This window comes from Oribacterium sp. HCP28S3_H8 (assembly GCF_052064775.1).
Classification (GTDB): Bacteria; Bacillota; Clostridia; order Lachnospirales; family Lachnospiraceae; genus Oribacterium.
In genome coordinates this window covers 34350-52000 of record NZ_JBQHUZ010000001.1, presented here as the reverse complement: position 1 = coordinate 52000, position 17651 = coordinate 34350, and the positions used below count along the sequence as shown (strand labels likewise).

The following is a 17651-nucleotide window of genomic DNA, read 5'->3' as shown; positions in this document are numbered from 1 at the left end:
TCTAATAGCCAGAAGCTTACAACGTTCAGGCACGAACTCTTGCTCTTGTCTCCGGCGGCAGCGTCATCCTGTCCGGATTCAGGACCTCCCGAAGCTCATGATCATTCATAAGATGTCTGCTCAGTACAAGACTCCGGACAGTCTTGCCGGTTTTTAACGCTGTTTTGGCAATTTCTGCTGACTGCTGATAGCCAAGGTACGGGCAAAGCGCTGTGGCAATCCCGACAGAGCTGTCCATAAGCTGCTCACATCTCTCGCGATTTGCCGTAATGCCCTCGATGCAGTTAACTGTCAGTGTATCCACCGCATTTTTAAGCATGTCAAGCTCCTGGAAAAGATCATAAAAGATGACCGGCTCAAATGCATTAAGCTCCAGCTGTCCCGCTTCCACTGCCATGGAAATGGTCACATCCAGTCCTGCGATCTGAAACGCAGTCTGATTCACGACCTCCGGAATGACCGGATTGACCTTACCCGGCATAATGGAGGAACCGTTTTGCTTTGCAGGAAGTGTGATTTCCCCAAATCCGGTTCTCGGACCTGAGGACAGGAGCCGCAGATCATTGCACATCTTGGAAATGCTCATAGCGCCTGCCTTAAGCGCACCGGAAACCGCAGAGAAACTATCGAGATGCTCCGTCCCGTCAAAGAGGTCCTCCGCCTGCTTCAACGGATAGCCGCTAAGCTCCTGAAGCTCCGGTACAATATGCATAAAATAGTACGGATCCACATTAATCGCGGTACCGATTGCTGTACCTCCCAGATTTACGACATGCATTTCCTCCGCTGCCGTCTTTAATCTCTTCTGCACTCTCAAAATCATGGTCGCATAGCTGTGAAACTCCTGTCCCAGGCGCATCGGTACCGCATCCTCCAGCTGTGTCCGCCCCATCTTCAGTACATCATCAAATTCCAGCGATTTTTTCTGAAGAGCGTTTTCGAGCGATGCAAGACTCTGATTGAGTTTTGCCAGTAGATCCAGCGCCGTAAGCTTCCCGGCTGTCGGAATGACATCATTGGTCGACTGTGACATATTGACATGATCATTAGGATGCACCTTTTGATAGCTTCCCCTGGCATCGCCCAAAATCTCACCGGCACGGTTTGCGATCACCTCGTTAAGATTCATATTCATACTGGTACCTGCGCCGCCCTGGATCGGATCCACGATAAAAGCATCCGCGAATGCTCCCTCCATCACTTCATCGCATGCCCGGACAATGGCAAGCATCCTTTCCGATGAGAGCCTGCCGGATCCATGATTGGTAATTGCGGCTGCTTTTTTGATCATTGCAAGATTTCGTATAAAAGCAGGATGCATCCTGTTTCCAGTCATCTGAAAGTTCTGCCAGGCGCGAAACGTCTGCACACCGTAATATGCATCCTTTGGTACCTTCATCTCCCCGATCGAGTCCTGCTCTGTACGATACGAAATGGTCTTCATCTCCATGTCACTGCCTCCTTGTAGCTTTAACCTTCTGAAGGCAATATACGGTTTCAAAGGCAGCGAGTAAATATTTTTAAGTAAAGACCTTGTTTAATTTCATCTGGATGCTATATTTGATTAATAAAATAAAGTTTCAGAGGAAATGTATGAAGGAACTCGATAAAATTGACCTTAAAATCCTGGAAATACTTGAGAACAACGCGCGTATGCCGGTGAAGGAAATCGCCAATCAGGTATTTCTGTCCTCTCCTGCGGTTACCAACCGGATTGAGCGACTGGAAAAGGCGGGGATTATCACCGGGTATCATGCAGATATCAATTTTCAGAAATTCGGCTTCAATATCCGTGGCTTTATCAATCTGCAGGTAGATCCCAAGCGGAAGCAGGAATTTTACAGCTTTATAGAAAAAGTCCCCAATGTCATCGAGTCAAGCTGCGTGACAGGGGACTACTCCATGATGATCGAGGTCGTATTCCGTTATACAGAGGAAATGGATCATCTGATCAATGAGCTGCAGCAGTTTGGACGTACCAAAACCCAGATTGTATTTACAACCAATGTAGAGCACCGAAGCGTCCCCTTATCAGAAATTTAAAAAAGCAGCCGGAAACCATCTATATTACTGGTTTCCGGCTTTGCTTCACTTATATTACCTGTTGTTTATTGCCTATTCACAAATTTTCCGCTTCGTCAAGGATGCTCTCAAATTTCCGGAGTGCATCCTCCACCGGTGCCGAAGTTGTAAGATCCACGCCTGCCTGTTTTAACTCATCCAGCGGATACTGACTTCCGCCGAGGCTCAGAAAATCCAGATACTTTTGAGCGGCGCTGCTGCCCTCACTAAGGATTTTTTCTGATATCGCAACCGCTGCAGAGTAGCTTGTCGCATACTTATATACATAAAACGGACGGTAGAAATGAGGGATTCTCGCCCACTCGTATTTAACCTCATCATCCATCACAAGCGCGGGTCCAAAATACTCTACCGTAAGATCATGGTAAAGTGTATTGAGTGCTCCCGGTGTCAGTGCCTCTCCCCGCTCTGCCATAGCGTGCGCCAGCTTTTCAAATTCCGCAAACATGGTCTGCCGGTATACTGTCCCCTTAAATCCCTCAAGATACTGATTTAACAGAAACAGCCTTTCCCTACGATCCGTGGTCTTCTTGAGAAGCTGCTCCACCAGCAGATTTTCATTGACCGTAGATGCCACCTCCGCCACAAACAGCGTATACTCCGCATACTGTGCAGGCTGATGATGGTTTGCAAGCCAGGTATGCTGCGAATGTCCCATTTCATGCGCAATCGTTGTTACGCTGTTATAATCACCGGTAAAGCTCGTCAGAATGAACGGATTGGAGTGATACGTACCCGAGGAGAATGCCCCTCCCTGTTTTCCCTTATTAGGATATACATCAATCCAGCGATCCCGGAAGGCATCCCGTACTCTCTCCACATATTCATCTCCAAGCGGTGCTACTGCAGAGAGCACCATATCCTGCGCTTCCTGATACGTCCAGGTACGATCCAGACCCGGTGTAAGCGGTGCATAAAGATCATAGTAATGCAGTTCCTTCAGTCCCAGAAGCTTTTTTCTAAGTGCCGCATACCGGTGCATTGCCGGCATAAAACGATGAACTGCTTCAATCAGGCTGTCATATACCGTCACCGGGATGTGCTCCCCCGCCATGGACATCTCACGCGAGGACCCATAATGCCGTACCCTTGCCTCCTGCACAGCCGCCTTGACACAGCCACTGTATGCAGCCGCAAAAGTATTGATATGCTGCTGATATCCCTGATAGAAGCTCCGGAATGCGCCTTCCCGCAGTGTCCGGTCTCCGGACTGCTGCAGAAGGATATAGTTTGCCTGTGTCACTTCATGCTTCTCACCCTTCCGATCCTCTGCATCCTGAAATAAAAGGTCCGCATTCTGGAGATTCTCCGCAATTTTAGCAGGCGCACGAAAAACCTCACTAAAGCCTGCAAGCAATGCCTCTGATTCCTTGGACAAAACATGCGGCTTTTCCGTAATCAATTTTTCAACCGTAAAGGCATAGTCCTTAAGCTCCGGGCTGGATGCAAGTCCGGACAATACCTCCTCCGGAAGTGCCAGGATCTCCGGCTCCGCAAAGGAAATCCGGGAAACCACCTCTGCATACCTGGCTTCTATCATCGACAACATCGTCTGCGCCGTCTCGTCCCGCATGTCCTCCGTATTTCTAAGCTCTGCATAGCAGTAAAGATCCGAAAGCTTGAGCTCGAGCTCGGTCTCCGCTTTAAAATACTCCGCAATGCTCCCGGCATCCTTTAATTTTCCCTGAAACGCTGCGGCGTGATCCAGCAGCTCCTTAAGACTTCCAAGATCCTCTTTCCATGCCTCATCTGAAGCATACAGTGTGCTAAGATCCCACATATAAGCAGGATCCATATCCTTACGTTCTTTTATTTCCATGGTTATCTCCAATTCTCCACCTTGGGGTTTAATCCTTGTGTTCCTTATCCTCTTCCGCTGCCGGGAAGATGTCCACTCTCGCCTCTTTCACCCTGCGGTCACCGGTTTTAAGCACCGTAAATTTCAAATGATCCAGCCGCACCGTTTCCCGCTCTCTCGGGAGATGCCCAAGCTGGTCCATCAAAAATCCATTTACCGTCTCCGACTCCATCTCCTCCTTCGGCTTAAAATGAATCGTATCAAAAAGGTCTTCCATCTTGACCGTACCCCGAACCACATATGCCTTGGGGTCGATCCTGCGAATGTCTTCGACCGCTTCTTCCTGCTCGTCCCAGATCTCTCCGACAAGCTCCTCTATAATGTCTTCAAGCGTCACCATTCCGACGGTACCGCCGTACTCATCCAGGATGATTGCCACATGCATTTTCTTTTTCTGAAAGGTACGGAGCAGCTCCCCGATCGGCTTTTTAGGGATCATAAAGATTACAGGTCTGATGATTTCCTTGATCGTATGATTGGTTCCGTAAATCTTACTGTAAAAATCCTTCTGATTGATGATACCGCGGATATTATCGATGCTGTCTTTATACACCGGGATCCGGGTGAAGTTTGTCTCTTTAAAAGCATTCGCCACTTCCTCATTGGAGGCATTGATATCCAGGACCTCCATATCTACTCTCGGTGTCAGGATGTCCTCTGCTGTTGTTTCATTAAAATCGATGGAATTACGGATGAGACCTGATTCCTGCCGGTCAATCTCACCTCCGCGCTCCGCCTCTTTCACGTAGCTCAGGATCTCCTCATCGGTGACCGTTTCCTCAGAAGCCGGGCGGAAGAGCTTCTGGAGCAGCTTCTGCCATAATCCAAAGAGGAAATTGAGCGGTGTGAAGATGAAAACCAGCACTCTTACAAAGGACACGGAAAACCGTGCAAATGCATCCGCATTGTTTTTGGCAATGGATTTCGGCGAAATCTCTCCAAACACAAGAAGGACGATCGTGGTAAGAATCGTAGATAAGCCGGATCCCAGTTGCTCACCGAACTGCTCCACCAGGAGCACGGTTGCAACGGAAGTTGCTCCGATATTTACAAGATTATTGCCGATCAGAATTGTAGACAGCATTTTGTCATACTGATCCAGGAGCTTCAGGATCTCTGCCGCCTTTTTATCTCCATGCTCTGACTGGGTTTCCAGCTTGACACGATTCAGGGAATTAAAGGCAGTCTCCGCTGCCGAAAAAAATGCCGATAAAATAACGCACAAGACGATGATCAATTCGCCGGTCCCTTGCGACATAAAATAAAATACTCCTTTAAAATAGTAAAAACGATAACAAGCCTATATTACCCGAGCCTGATAAAAAAGTACATGTTTTTTTAGCTATACCCGGGAATCATTGCAGATTATAGAAAAAGCGAAACCGGGGAGTGGTTACCGGTTTCGCTTTTGACTTTTGTTTTCTGTTTGGATCACAGTGAATATTAAATTCTGTAAACACTAATGATCCATACCAATGACCCGCCGATGTAAGAAAAGCAGCTCCAGTATCTCAGCTTACAGCTGCTGACTTTCAGTCAAGTGACTGGATCAGCTCCAGGCTATGCTTTTCATTCAGCTCCTTACACATCTCGACAAACTTCTCCAGCGGTACATTCTGAATCTGCTTGTTGGAGCCCCGTACATTGATTGAAACGGTGTTCTCCTCCGCTTCCTTATCTCCAAGGACTAAGATATATGGATCCTTAAAGTTCTTAAAGTTCTTGATCTTGGTCTTCATATTCTTATCCGAATAATCCGCCTCGACACGTACACCATTCTTAAGAAGCAGATCCTCTACCTTCTTTGCATAAGCGTTGTGCTCCTCACGGATCGGAACCAGTCCAACCTGATACGGATTCAGCCAGAACGGGAAGTTGCCCTTGAAGTTCTCAATGACGATGCCGATAAACCGCTCCAGGGAGCCGTAGATTGCACGGTGAATTACAACAGGCATCTGCTGGCTGCCATCCTCTGCTGTATAGGTAAGACCGAAATTATGCGGCAGCTGGAAGTCAAGCTGGATAGTACCGCACTGCCATTCACGGCCGAGCGCATCCTTGATCTGGAGATCAATCTTAGGTCCGTAGAATGCACCGTCACCTTCATTGATCTCATAGCCGCCCTCGCCATACTGCTCGTCAAGGATCTGCTTGAGATCTGCCTCTGCACGGTTCCAGACCTCAATGTCCCCCATAAAGTCATCCGGTCTTGTGGACAGCTCTGCACGATAGGTTACGCCAAAGGTCTTGTAAACCTCATCTGCGATGGAGATGATATCTGCAATCTCCTCCTTGATCTGAGACTCCATGACAAAGGTATGGTCATCATCCTGACGGAACTCCTGTACACGGAACAGACCATTCATCTGTCCGGATTTCTCCTTGCGGTGCAGTACATCGTACTCACTGTAGCGGATCGGCAGCTCCTTATAAGAACGATTCTTTCTCTTATAGGTAAGCATTGCGTTAGGACAGTTCATCGGCTTTGCAGCCATGGTATCCGGATTTTCACGGTTATATACAACCGATCCTGCCTGGATCTTTACCTGCTTCTTGGCAGCATCCGCGTCCTTAAGATCCTCTACTACATCCTCAATATTGGCATCCGCACTGGTATAGCCATCCAGTCCCGGAACAATAAACATGTTGTTAAGATAATGTGCCCAGTGACCGGAAATCAGCCACAGCTTCTTATTATTGATGAGCGGCGCGGCAATCTCTGTATAGCCATGTCTTCTCTGTACCTCACGGCTGTACTTGAGAAGTGCCTGATACATCTGCCATCCACGAGGCAGCCAGTACGGCATACCAGGAGCAGTCTCGTTAAACATAAAGAGCTCAAGCTGAGCGCCGATCTTTTTATGATCCCGCTCTCTTGCTTCCTCAATCATCTTAACATGCTGCTTCAGCTCGTCCTTGCTGGGATATGCATACATGTAAACCCGCTGCATATGCTCCCGCTTTTCATCACCTCTCCAGTATGCCATGGAGCAGCTGTGAATCTGAAAAGCGGCGCTCATAAGCTCCTGTGAATTTTCTACATGAGGTCCGCGGCAAAGATCCACATAATCATCGCCTGTGTAATATACGGTGATGGTCTCCCCCTCCGGAAGCTCCTTGATCAGCTCTGTCTTGAACTTCTGATCCTTAAAAAGCTCGAGAGCCTCCTCTCTGGAAACCTCCTTCCGGGTCCATGCTTCCCTTCTCTTGATGATTTCGTGCATCTTGTTCTCGATGGTCTTGAAATCAGCCTCGGTAATGCTCTTTCCCTCCGGAAGTACAAAGTCGTAGTACGCGCCATCCTCGATCTGAGGTCCGATCGCGTACTGAACATCCTTACCATACAGCTCAATCACAGCCTTAGCCAGAATGTGTGCCAGAGAATGCCGGTAAACCTGTAAATACTCTTCTCTCTCCATATGATACTCCTCACCGCAACAAAAAGCCCTTTGGGGAAGCTTACTGTCACTTTGCAATTCTTTTCATAAAAAAATCCCAATCTGTCTATAAACTATGACAGATTGGGACGATATCACTCGCGGTTCCACCCAAATTGCTGAATGCTCAGATCCAGCCGCTTGAAAGATTGTAACGTAATCAACGTATCCGATTAAGGATCTCTCCGAGGTGGTCTTCACCGGAACCTCCGCAGAGCCTCGCACCATACGGCTCCTCTCTCAAGCTTAAGCTCGGGTTACTCTCCTCATCAACGATTTCTTTATTAATTTCTTCCTGATTCTAATCTCGTTCTCAGACTTTGTCAAGCTGGAATCTCTTAATTACTGGAAGCTCTGCATCTCAAGTAGTAAGGCATCACCTTTTTGTCAAGTAGAGAATCTATCGCTGCATTGCTATTATTACACATCCATGATAATATATAAGTATTTTCATAAGAAAAAAGTCACTGCTCTGGTGGTCTGATATCATGGCAGCCCTGTGGCAAAAGGAAAAATGATGAAGCCTATGAAACAAAAATCCTCCGGTGTATATGTTATTGATGAAGATTATAATGTGGTTAGCTGTAATGATACCATAAAGTCTCTTTATCCACAGCTTAAAAAGGGCGAAAAATGCTATCATTGCCTCATGAACCTGGATGAACCCTGCCCACCCTGCCCGGTTGCCAATCACATCCATGGTCCTAAGACCTATATGGATCCGATCCGTGGCATAAATGAAACGGTTGATGCTGTAGATATGGAACTGGAGGATGGCAGAAAGGGTCATGCTCTTGTACTCAGTACTGTAGGGGAGCGTGCCATGATATCCACACGGCTTCCCAGCAATCATGATGAACTCACAAGGCTTCTGGAACATGAATACTATGATACTCTGACTGACAGCTGCTCAAGGAAAGGCTTTATCCGGGATACGGAACTTCTGTTCCAGCATGCCAATCCAACAGATTATGCCATGGTCCTGTTTGATCTCCGTAATTTCAAGGCATTAAATGATATTTTTGGCATTAAGTGCGGAGACGAAATCTTAAAGTTCATCTTTAATACATTACGTGAAAGCTGGATCAAGCCAGTAGTCTCCTCCCGTCTGGATGCTGACTGCTTTCTTTTCCTCACAAAAAAAACAAATCTTAATAATAATCGTCTGGAAAGCCTGCTGGAGCAGCAATGGAAAAACGGCAGCCGCAATGTACATCTGCATCTAAGATGCGGTGTCTATCTGATCGACGATACTTCCATTGATGTGTCTCACATGATCGACAGAACTATCCTCGCGAATGAAACCGTAGATTCTCAGGAGCAAGGAAGCGTGGCTATATTTGATTCTGCTATGCATAACGCATATGTCAATCAGGCAGAAATACTATCTTCCTTTCAGAGCAGCCTGAAAAATGGAAATATAAAAGTATATTTTCAGCCGATCGTCCGTACCCAGGACGGCAAGCCCAGCTCTGCGGAAGCCCTGATCCGCTGGCATCACCCTGAGCTTGGTTTAATTTCTCCGGCGGATTTTATCCCTGCTCTGGAAAAAAATGGTCTGATCTCTGAACTGGACCATTATGTATTAAAACAGGTATATCAGTTTCAAAAAAGCATGCAGGAGCTCCATCAGAAATATATTCCCGTCTCCATTAATCTGTCCAGACAGGATTTCTATAATGATGATCTCATGAATGACATCTTTCTGTTAAGTAATAAAAGCGGACTCATGCAGGGTGCCGTAAATTATGAGGTTACAGAAACCTCGGTTGCTATTTTAAAGCAGAGCTGTTTCTTTTATCTCTCGCTGTTTCAGAAAAACGGCTCTAAAATCCTCCTCGACGATTTCGGCACAGGCTTCTCCTCTTTAGGTATGCTCGGACGCTATCCCCTGGATGTAATCAAGATTGATAAAAGCTTTATCGACCGGATCGAGACCCAGCCGATTGCGCGCTCTATTGTCGCGTCGATTATCGAGATGTGCCATAAAGCTGGGCTTGCGACTGTCGCCAAAGGCGTGGAAAATCTCCAGCAAAATGACTTTCTGAAGGACTGCCATTGTGACTATATCCAGGGATATTTTTATGCCAAGCCTATGGATGCGGATAGATTCCGTGAGTATCTCATAGCCTCCCAGGATGCGATTCAAAAAACTCAAAATGTAAAAGAGGAGTATCCGGAAAAAAATATCGATCTGCATAATCTTCTGGATCTCATAGACCATGACGGGCAGTATATCCAGGCATGCTCGCCCGAGGATTACCATATGATCTATGCCAACCAATTGACACGGGAAGTCTCGGGTCATCCGGATGAGCCATATCAGGGCAAAAAATGTTATGAGTATATGATGGGTCTGAATGCTCCCTGCGGACACTGCCCACTGAAGCAGATGGGGACCGAGACCGAAAAGAGTCTCGAAGTGGATGACGGAAATCATGTTTTTGCACTCACTGCCCGCCTTACTAACTGGAATGGAAAACCTGTATTTATAGAGTACGGCAGAGAAGTTACCAATACAAAAGAGGCGCAGCTCCGGTATGCCAGCCAGATCCGCGCAATTCTGGAGTCCATCCCCGAGGGGCAGGGTGTGTTCCATATGGATCTCACGGCAGATAAGTGGATCAGCTCCGGAGGACCCGCTCAAAATGCAAGAAACATTCAAAACGTTAAAAATGTAGATGAGTTGATCTTAAGGATTGGCTCTTTTGTACCAGACGAGGACGGACAAAAAGCATTTTTCCAGACCTTTTCACGGGGAGCGCAATTAAATGCCTATCAGAATAACCGCCGGCAGATTGTGCTGGAGACGAAATCCTACTATGATGATCGTTCTATCCGCTGGTCCAGGATTACTACACAGCTTATCGATAATCCCGGAAACGGGCATGTAGAGAGTATAATTTACGGTGTAGACATCTCTAAAGAGAAAAAACATATTGAGGAGCTGGAAACTGAAAAACTGCAGAGCCAGCTGGAGACTGAACATCTGCAGGAGGAAGTGAAAAAGGTTCGAGATCTTTACTCCAAGGCAGATCATGACCGTCGTTACGATTTTCTAACCGGGCTCTACAGCCGCCTCAATCTGTACGATGTACTGCAAAATGCCGAGCAGGGCAAGACAGCACCGATTACTGCCCTGATCATGCTGGATCTTGACAATTTTAAATTAACCAATGATAAATACGGACATGCTGCCGGAGACCAGTGTCTGCATGAGCTAGGCAAAAAGCTGCTGGATTTCGGTATTGTCAATCATGTTTCCTTTTTCCGATATGGAGGAGATGAATTTATCGGTCTTATCCAGAATCCATCTTTAAATATATCGGAATTGGCCGCACAGCTGATAGAAGAGCTTCATAACACAAAAATTACTTTGGAGGATGGTACAAGCATATCTCTCACCGCTTCGATCGGATATACCGATAAAGTGGCTGACACACAGGAAATGATCAAACATGCAGATCATGCCATGTATCTCGCTAAAAACCGCGGCAAGGATCAGATTGCTTATGATGATTTCACTGCCGGATGATTCCTGATACTAAAAAAGGGGTTGCCGCTCACTGACAAAAGTTCTGATATGCTCCCTTCCAAGCAGGACAAGATTTTTATTATTTCTCTTGTCTACCTAGAAGGGAGCATATCAATCAGTGCAAGCAACAGCCCCTTTTTATTTTCTATGTCGGCTCAGATATCTGGCTCAGATATCTGTTTCACTGGCATCTATAATGAAATACCCCACTTTACTCTATAACGCCGCCCTCAACTACCATGGAGTCCGGATCTGTATTATCACCAAATACCGGCTTCAGAGTCTCTTCATAATCCTTATGGAAGAATTTCTCCTCTCCGAGAGTCTTAATCTCATCGTTTAGGAAATCAAGGAGAGTGGTGTTTCCCTTAGCTACAGCAGCTGCAATGGTATCATAATCGCCAAGCGTTTCAATACCTACCGTAAATCCCGGATTGGATTTAGCCCAGGCAATAACCTCTGTATTATCTGTTGAAAAAGCGTCACCTCTGCCATCCAGCAGCGCATTATATGCATCTGCATAAGCATCATACTTCTGGAGCTTGATATCCGGATAGTTTTTCTCAAAATAGGTTTCTGCCGTTGTCCCCTTGGCAATAATCAATGTCTTACCCTTTAAGTCATCTACAGACTTGATTACAGCATTGTCCGGAGAAACTACTCCCAGTGCAACCTTCATATACGGAAGCGCAAAGTCAACCTGCTCTGCTCTTTCCGGCGTAACGGTAAAGTTTGCAAGTGTGATATCAACCTTTCCGGTAGCTACATATTCCACACGGGAAGCGGGATCCAGTGAGGTAAACTCGACATTCACGCCAAGGTCATCTGCAATTCTATGCGCATAGTATACGTCATATCCCTGATACTCACCCTTGTCATCTACATAGCCAAACGGTGCCTTATCCGAGAACACGCCGATTTTGATGGTGCCGGAGGACTTGATTTCATCTACTGTCCGGAAGCTGCTTGCTGCGCCGCTGTCCTTAGCATCTGCTGCCTTGGATTCCTGCGCGGAAGCAGACGTCCCCTCAGCCTTGGATGCGCCTTCTGTTACTGCTGCATCAGAAGAAGCTGCCGCTGTCGAAGCCTGAGATGCGTCCTTTGCTCCCTGGGAGCCGCATGCAGCAAGCCCTAAAGATACCAGTACCGCTGCAATAACTGTCAATGATTTTTTCATAATAATTACTCCTCTCAAAACTCACCTGCCTCATAGAGTTTGCTTTATTGGCTTCCATCCATGGGCATCATTGTTTTTATGATCTTTGTAACGCCGGTGCTCCGGCATCTATATGCATCTCCACGGCTTTCCGGACAGCCTGGGAGTTACACATTATCGTTTTTTCTTTTTCTGGCAACAAACTCAAAATTTTCCAGAAATTCCTTAGCCCGATCCGTTTTGGGATGTGTAAAAAATGTTTCCGGATCGGACTGCTCTACGATATGACCGCCATCCATAAAGATAATGCGATCCGCAATCGCTCTCGCAAATGCCATTTCATGTGTCACAATCAGCATCGTAAGTCCCTGTCCTGCGAGCTCCAGCATGACATCCAGTACCTCCCGGACCATTTCCGGATCCAGTGCCGCTGTAACCTCGTCAAAAAGCATCATCTCCGGATGCATCTCAAGTGCCCGCACAATCGCGACTCTCTGCTTCTGTCCACCCGAGAGCATCCGTGGGAATGCCTTCTCTTTGTCAAGAAGTCCGACCCTTGCAAGCAAATCTCTTGCCTCTTTCTCTGCTGACACCCTATCTCTGCCCTGTACCTTCCTAGGCGCCATTGTAATGTTATCTATAATGTTTTTATGCGGAAATAGATCATAGCTCTGGAACACCATACCGATTTTCTGGCGGTACTTTGACATTTCTGGCTGGCTTTTGCCGGAGATCACCTCTCCATCCAGAGTGATCGTGCCTTCATTGATCGTTTCAAGACCATTGATACATCGAAGCAGGGTGGATTTACCGCAGCCCGAGGGCCCGAGCAATACTACAACCTCGCCCTTATGGACATCCAGATCCACACCTTTAAGAACGTCAAGTCTGTCATAGGATTTATGCAGATTTTTTATGCTAAGCTGAACTTCAGCCATCTTATCTCCTCCCATCAGTTTTTCCAGCGTTTCTCAAGATATTTCGCCAGTAAAGAAATCGGCCAGCAGGTAAAAAAGTATAGAAAAAATATGACTCCGTAAATCGGCAGTGCCGCTGTCGGAAATGCAAAACGGTTGGCATCTATGATCTGCTGCCCGGTCTTAAGTACCTCCACAACACCGATCAGCACAATCAGTGAGGTCGTCTTGATCATACGCGTAATCAGATTGATGGCAAGCGGGATCAGCCGCCTCAGAGTCTGCGGTATGATAACATAGATATTGATCTCCATCGGTGTCATACCAAGTGCTGCAGCGCTCTCATACTGGTGCTTTGGAATGCTGCTGAGCGCACCTCTCACAAGATCTCCCATCTCAGCCGTGCCCCATAGCACAAAGACGATAATCGCGCTGAGCTCACCCGACAGATTTATACCAAATGCACGTGTCGTACCGAAATAGACAATAAAGAGAAGCACAAGCTGCGGCATGATACGGATAAAATCAAGATAGACACGGCTTACCGCCTTTGCTGCAGGATTTTTGCGCATCATAAACATACCAAACAAAATGCCGAGCGGAATCGAAAGTACCGCAGAAATCAGTGAAATCCGGATGGTAACCCAAAGTCCTCCCAGAAGTCTTACAAAATTATTGCCGCGGAACAAAATGGAAATGGCAGGTTCTCTAGCCGCGTCAATTGCCAAAACCAGCATAGCGAAGCCTCCTTTCAAGTAATGTTCCAATAATGGAAACCGGCAGTAAAATGATGAGATAAGCAAGAACCAGCATCGACAGCGCCTCCGGCGTCTTATAATAAAGACCAATCAGATCCTTGGCTACATACATCAGATCCGCAAGCGCGATACCGCTAAAAACGGAGGTTTCCTTGATAAGAAAGATGACATTGGCAACGAGTGACGGAACAGTAACCGCAAGTGCCTGCGGAAGTATAACATCTATCATCGTTTCAAGAGGCGTAAATCCAAGACTCAGCGCGGACTCTTTCTGAATTGGCTCGACAGTCTCAAGTCCGGAGCGGAATGCTTCTGTCATATAGGACCCTCCGAGGAAGCTGAGACCGACAATTCCGCACAGCTCCGAGGACCAGCGAATGCCGATTTTGGGAAGCCCGAAATATAAAAAGAAAAGCTGTACAAGAAGCGGTGTATTACGGCTTAACTCAACATAAATTGATACAATCTGCCGAAGCACCGGGATCTTATAATACTCAATTGCGCTTGCAATCATACCGATCAGAATCGAGAGGATGATACCAAGGATTCCTATGGTCAACGTAAGCTTCCCCGCCTCAACGTACATCGGGATATATTCCTGAATAAATGTCCAATCCAAAATGATATGGCTCCTTCCTGACTTATCTTTTGCTCAAATTGATATACAGTCTGATGTCCCCTCTCTTATCCCAAGAAACAAAAAAACGGGCCGCCAGCCTTGGCGCACCCGTTCTCTTATCAACTGTATCACAGCTCAGGAATCATCGGCATGCCAAAGCGGCTATATGGATATCCATACAGCAACAACAGCAGCAACAAGCCTGATTCATATTTGCAGTACTACTGTTTGCTCGCATGACCATTTCCTCCTGTTAAGATTAAAGTCTACAATTCCCATAGGATTTAAGGAATTTACAGAAACTCTATCACCACAGCAGACTTTTGTCAATAATTCCTACTAAATTGCTTGCTTTTAATTTAAGACATAGTCTGAAAGCTTCCTATCTGCCATCCGCCTTTTTACGCAGGGATAAAATGCATCTGAAAATCCGATAGTTCCAGAACATAAATGATTTTGGAATGATCAGGCAAGCCTGTCAGATACGAAACGCGTCCGCGAAGTCGTATCTGAGCAAGGGTAATCGGAAATTCCGTAATGTTTCCTGTTGAATGTAAACTTCTCATGGCATCTTTAAGAACTGCGGTGATAGGTGCATCCTTCCTGAAAATTAATTTCGAGTTTTCCGTATAGATGTTCTCTTTAAGAAGATCCACCATTTCATCGTCAGCACGCAGAAGATAAAGCTCTCCAGATAATTCCAATACGGCTTTACAGTATAGTAACGGCTTCTCTACTGTTAAATGAAGGCGCTGCATATTAATTGCGCTATGCAGACTCAGATCTGCAGCATGCTGGTAAACATAGTCAATATGCTCATTGGTAAGATTTTCGGCAAACGGACTTTTCAGCAGCTCATCGAGCGGTACGGGCCTGCTGTAATAAAATCCCTGTATATAGTTGATCCCCCACTGCCGTGCAAACCATAGCTGATCCTGATTTTCAATTCCCTCCGCAATCATCATACTGCCCGTATCGTGGCTTAAGTCCACAATGCTTCGGATAATGATCTGTGTTCTTTTATTTGTGACATCAGCAAAGAAGGACTGATCCAGCTTCACTCCCTGCACCTGATAATTGTGGAAAGCAGAGAGCGATGACTCTCCTACTCCAAAATCATCCATCCACACCTTATATCCCCGGTTCTTGAGATCTGTCACTACCTGATGTAAAAGCTTTGTATTGGCAAAAGCGGATTCTGTAATTTCAAACTGTATTACATCCTTCGGTACCTGATATTTTTTGATAATCCGGTCGATCTCTTCCGGTATGTTGACAATCTCAAAGTCCGTCTGTGAGAGATTTACATTGACAAAAATTCCATCTCTAAAAAGCTCCCGGTGCTTATACACATCCTGACATACCCTCTCCAGGAAATAAAGATCCAGTGCATAGGCTTCATTCATTTTTTCAAGATAGGGAATGTAGTCATTAGGAGAGATTAGTCCCTTTTCCGGATCAATCCAGCGGCTCAGCGCCTCAAAGCCGCAGGTGGTTCCACTGAGGGAACCGACAATCGGCTGATAATATGGTACAAACTGCCCGGCTTCCAGTGCCTGATGGAATTTATGGTGGACAAAGCTCTCCTTCACTCTCTCTTCATGCATGGCTTCATCATAGATCAGGAGATATTTGTCGCTTTTTGTCACATCCCGCGCAAGATCTGAGGCATACTTGGCATTATACATGCCGGTAAGGAAATCCACCGGTGCATCCGCCGCATTATGATGATAGATCCCCGCGCGAAGCACAATCGCAAGCTGACTTTCCAGATCTGCACTTTCTATCTGGACTTCTCGGATATTCTTTATAAAGTGATCCATCGGGCACTCGCAAAACAGCACAAAATGATCCACTTCACGATTCACAAGAACTGCATTCGGGAAATGTTTCAAAATACTCCGGCTGATCTGCTCCAGAATATTCTGTCCCTCACGGTAACCAAATTCTGCATTAAGCTCTGCAAAGCGATTGACATCAAGATATGCCAGTGTCCAGTCCTTTTGTAGAAGCTTACGCTGTCCAAACACCTCAGCCGCTTCATCCATGCTTTTTAAGGTCTCCAGTATAGACATCTGTTCGGTAAACTCCTGCATATCAATTGTCTCTGTGAAACTACCGTAGATCTGCCCCTTACCACTGGATTTTGCCTGATAAAGATAACGGTCTGCAATTTTGATAAGAGCCCTGAGCTCTTTTTCTGAATTCGGTATTCCCCGGAAATACCCGATGCTCAGAGTTATGTGTACTTCCTCCTGTTTTTTGTAATCATAATTTTGTTTCTGAAATTGCTTCAGCTTCTTATAAAAGCGCTCCACATTATGGTCCGTAGAAATAATCAGTAATTCATCCCCACCATATCGATAGCACTGATCTCTCTGATCATGAAAGGTATCACGCAGATTATGACTCACAAATTGCAGGATATCATCTCCGTATGCATGACCAAAGGTATCATTAAACTGTTTAAATGAATCCAGATCCACCAAAGCAACACACAGGGTATGATGCACCAGCCGGTCGAAGTCTTCCCTCAGTGCATTTCTGTTTAAAAGTCCAGTCAATTCATCTGTTCGGCTCTTACCATAAAATTCATCCTTCTTCTGCTCCAGTAAAGCCTTCTGGTTTTCCGACTGCATAAAAGCGATCCAGCGGAACCAGTTGACAATGCCGCACATAATATGCAGAAATATAATATCTGTAAAATCCTGCCAAGCAAGCTCACGATGAAAGGAATTTAATACGATCACAACAGAGATCAGATTTATGCATGCCAATCTCAAAAAAAGCCAGAGATCCGAGTTCGGTACAAGATAAATGATGGATGTCACCAGGATGTACTCAAAGAAAAAGCTGCTGCCCTTTTCTGTCGTAAAAAAGGTAAGACTCGCGAGCAGCATATTGCTCTCGAGAAAGACAGAAAAGAGATTATCTCCGTATTTTGATATTTTTAAGGGAACCTGCCGACGCTTCTTATGAATCAAAATAAGAAAAACGAGATTAACGCCAAATATAAGTGCATACACAAAGGATGCATTGATCTCAGGCACAATAAACCCGGCTTCCAGCGGGTCATCCGTACCCAAAAGTCCAATCAGAGAAAGAATACACAGCAGCAATCCTGCCGCAAGACTAAAAAACAGGTTGGAACGATAAAAATCCTCCCGGACCCGCGGATCCTTAGCTGATATATTAATGCCAAGATCCAAAATCTTATTTAAATACTTTGAAAGTTTCATGACTCATAGTATCAGTCAGCCTTAAAAGGATGTCAAGACCTCCCGAGATT

The 17651-nt window shown here is 46.0% G+C and carries 11 protein-coding genes and 1 other annotated feature; of the genes, 2 read left to right on the top strand and 9 right to left on the bottom strand.

Features of this window, described 5'->3' with window-relative positions; all coding sequences use genetic code 11:
• Window positions 1-25: 25 nt before the first annotated feature.
• On the bottom strand, window positions 26-1450 hold the full coding sequence (locus ACTNEN_RS00235) for an aspartate ammonia-lyase (RefSeq protein WP_441204057.1): 1425 nt from the start codon (window positions 1448-1450) through the stop codon (window positions 26-28).
• Window positions 1451-1593: 143 nt separating this feature from the next.
• On the opposite strand from ACTNEN_RS00235, the gene ACTNEN_RS00230 reads away from it, so the two are divergent.
• On the top strand, window positions 1594-2043 hold the full coding sequence (locus ACTNEN_RS00230) for an Lrp/AsnC family transcriptional regulator (RefSeq protein WP_441204056.1): 450 nt from the start codon (window positions 1594-1596) through the stop codon (window positions 2041-2043).
• A gap of 76 nt (window positions 2044-2119) precedes the next feature.
• On the opposite strand, the gene pepF is transcribed toward ACTNEN_RS00230, so the two are convergent.
• The 3 genes from pepF to ACTNEN_RS00215 form a co-directional block, all read right to left on the bottom strand.
• Window positions 2120-3901 (bottom strand): oligoendopeptidase F, encoded by a 1782-nt coding sequence (pepF, locus tag ACTNEN_RS00225; protein ID WP_441204055.1) that lies wholly within the window; start codon window positions 3899-3901, stop codon window positions 2120-2122.
• A 28-nt stretch (window positions 3902-3929) separates the two neighbouring features.
• The gene (locus ACTNEN_RS00220; RefSeq protein WP_441204054.1) at window positions 3930-5198 is read right to left on the bottom strand and encodes an HlyC/CorC family transporter; all 1269 of its coding nucleotides are present in this window, start codon (window positions 5196-5198) and stop codon (window positions 3930-3932) included.
• A gap of 274 nt (window positions 5199-5472) precedes the next feature.
• Complete coding sequence (locus tag ACTNEN_RS00215) at window positions 5473-7359, bottom strand: threonine--tRNA ligase (RefSeq protein ID WP_441204053.1); 1887 nt, start codon at window positions 7357-7359, stop codon at window positions 5473-5475.
• A gap of 100 nt (window positions 7360-7459) precedes the next feature.
• Window positions 7460-7659, bottom strand: a binding site (T-box leader).
• A 244-nt stretch (window positions 7660-7903) separates the two neighbouring features.
• Here ACTNEN_RS00215 and ACTNEN_RS00210 point away from each other — a divergent pair.
• Window positions 7904-10912 carry an EAL domain-containing protein gene (locus tag ACTNEN_RS00210; protein ID WP_441204052.1) on the top strand — a complete coding sequence of 1003 codons (3009 nt, stop codon included), beginning with the start codon at window positions 7904-7906 and terminating at the stop codon, window positions 10910-10912.
• 211 nt (window positions 10913-11123) lie between these two features.
• On the opposite strand, the gene ACTNEN_RS00205 is transcribed toward ACTNEN_RS00210, so the two are convergent.
• The 5 genes from ACTNEN_RS00205 to ACTNEN_RS00185 form a co-directional block, all read right to left on the bottom strand.
• Window positions 11124-12089 carry a cysteine ABC transporter substrate-binding protein gene (locus ACTNEN_RS00205; protein ID WP_441204051.1) on the bottom strand — a complete coding sequence of 322 codons (966 nt, stop codon included), beginning with the start codon at window positions 12087-12089 and terminating at the stop codon, window positions 11124-11126.
• 146 nt (window positions 12090-12235) lie between these two features.
• A complete protein-coding gene (locus ACTNEN_RS00200; protein WP_441204050.1) occupies window positions 12236-13006 on the bottom strand; it encodes an amino acid ABC transporter ATP-binding protein in 771 nt (256 codons plus the stop codon).
• 14 nt (window positions 13007-13020) lie between these two features.
• The gene (locus tag ACTNEN_RS00195) at window positions 13021-13722 is read right to left on the bottom strand and encodes an amino acid ABC transporter permease (protein ID WP_441204049.1); all 702 of its coding nucleotides are present in this window, start codon (window positions 13720-13722) and stop codon (window positions 13021-13023) included.
• On the bottom strand, window positions 13703-14362 hold the full coding sequence (locus tag ACTNEN_RS00190) for an amino acid ABC transporter permease (protein ID WP_441204048.1): 660 nt from the start codon (window positions 14360-14362) through the stop codon (window positions 13703-13705). The genes ACTNEN_RS00195 and ACTNEN_RS00190 overlap by 20 nt, the downstream gene beginning before the upstream one ends.
• A gap of 401 nt (window positions 14363-14763) precedes the next feature.
• On the bottom strand, window positions 14764-17601 hold the full coding sequence (locus tag ACTNEN_RS00185; RefSeq protein WP_441204047.1) for an EAL domain-containing protein: 2838 nt from the start codon (window positions 17599-17601) through the stop codon (window positions 14764-14766).
• Between the last annotated feature and the right edge of the window lie 50 nt (window positions 17602-17651).

Coding starts and splice junctions, on each gene's coding strand:
- ACTNEN_RS00195 (WP_441204049.1), bottom strand. CDS start 13,722: ATGCTGGTTTTGGCAATTGACGCGGCTAGAGAACCTGCCATTTCCATT.
- ACTNEN_RS00230 (WP_441204056.1), top strand. CDS start 1,594: ATGAAGGAACTCGATAAAATTGACCTTAAAATCCTGGAAATACTTGAG.
- ACTNEN_RS00185 (WP_441204047.1), bottom strand. CDS start 17,601: ATGAAACTTTCAAAGTATTTAAATAAGATTTTGGATCTTGGCATTAAT.
- ACTNEN_RS00210 (WP_441204052.1), top strand. CDS start 7,904: ATGAAACAAAAATCCTCCGGTGTATATGTTATTGATGAAGATTATAAT.
- pepF (WP_441204055.1), bottom strand. CDS start 3,901: ATGGAAATAAAAGAACGTAAGGATATGGATCCTGCTTATATGTGGGAT.
- ACTNEN_RS00235 (WP_441204057.1), bottom strand. CDS start 1,450: ATGGAGATGAAGACCATTTCGTATCGTACAGAGCAGGACTCGATCGGG.
- ACTNEN_RS00200 (WP_441204050.1), bottom strand. CDS start 13,006: ATGGCTGAAGTTCAGCTTAGCATAAAAAATCTGCATAAATCCTATGAC.
- ACTNEN_RS00205 (WP_441204051.1), bottom strand. CDS start 12,089: ATGAAAAAATCATTGACAGTTATTGCAGCGGTACTGGTATCTTTAGGG.
- ACTNEN_RS00220 (WP_441204054.1), bottom strand. CDS start 5,198: ATGTCGCAAGGGACCGGCGAATTGATCATCGTCTTGTGCGTTATTTTA.
- ACTNEN_RS00215 (WP_441204053.1), bottom strand. CDS start 7,359: ATGGAGAGAGAAGAGTATTTACAGGTTTACCGGCATTCTCTGGCACAC.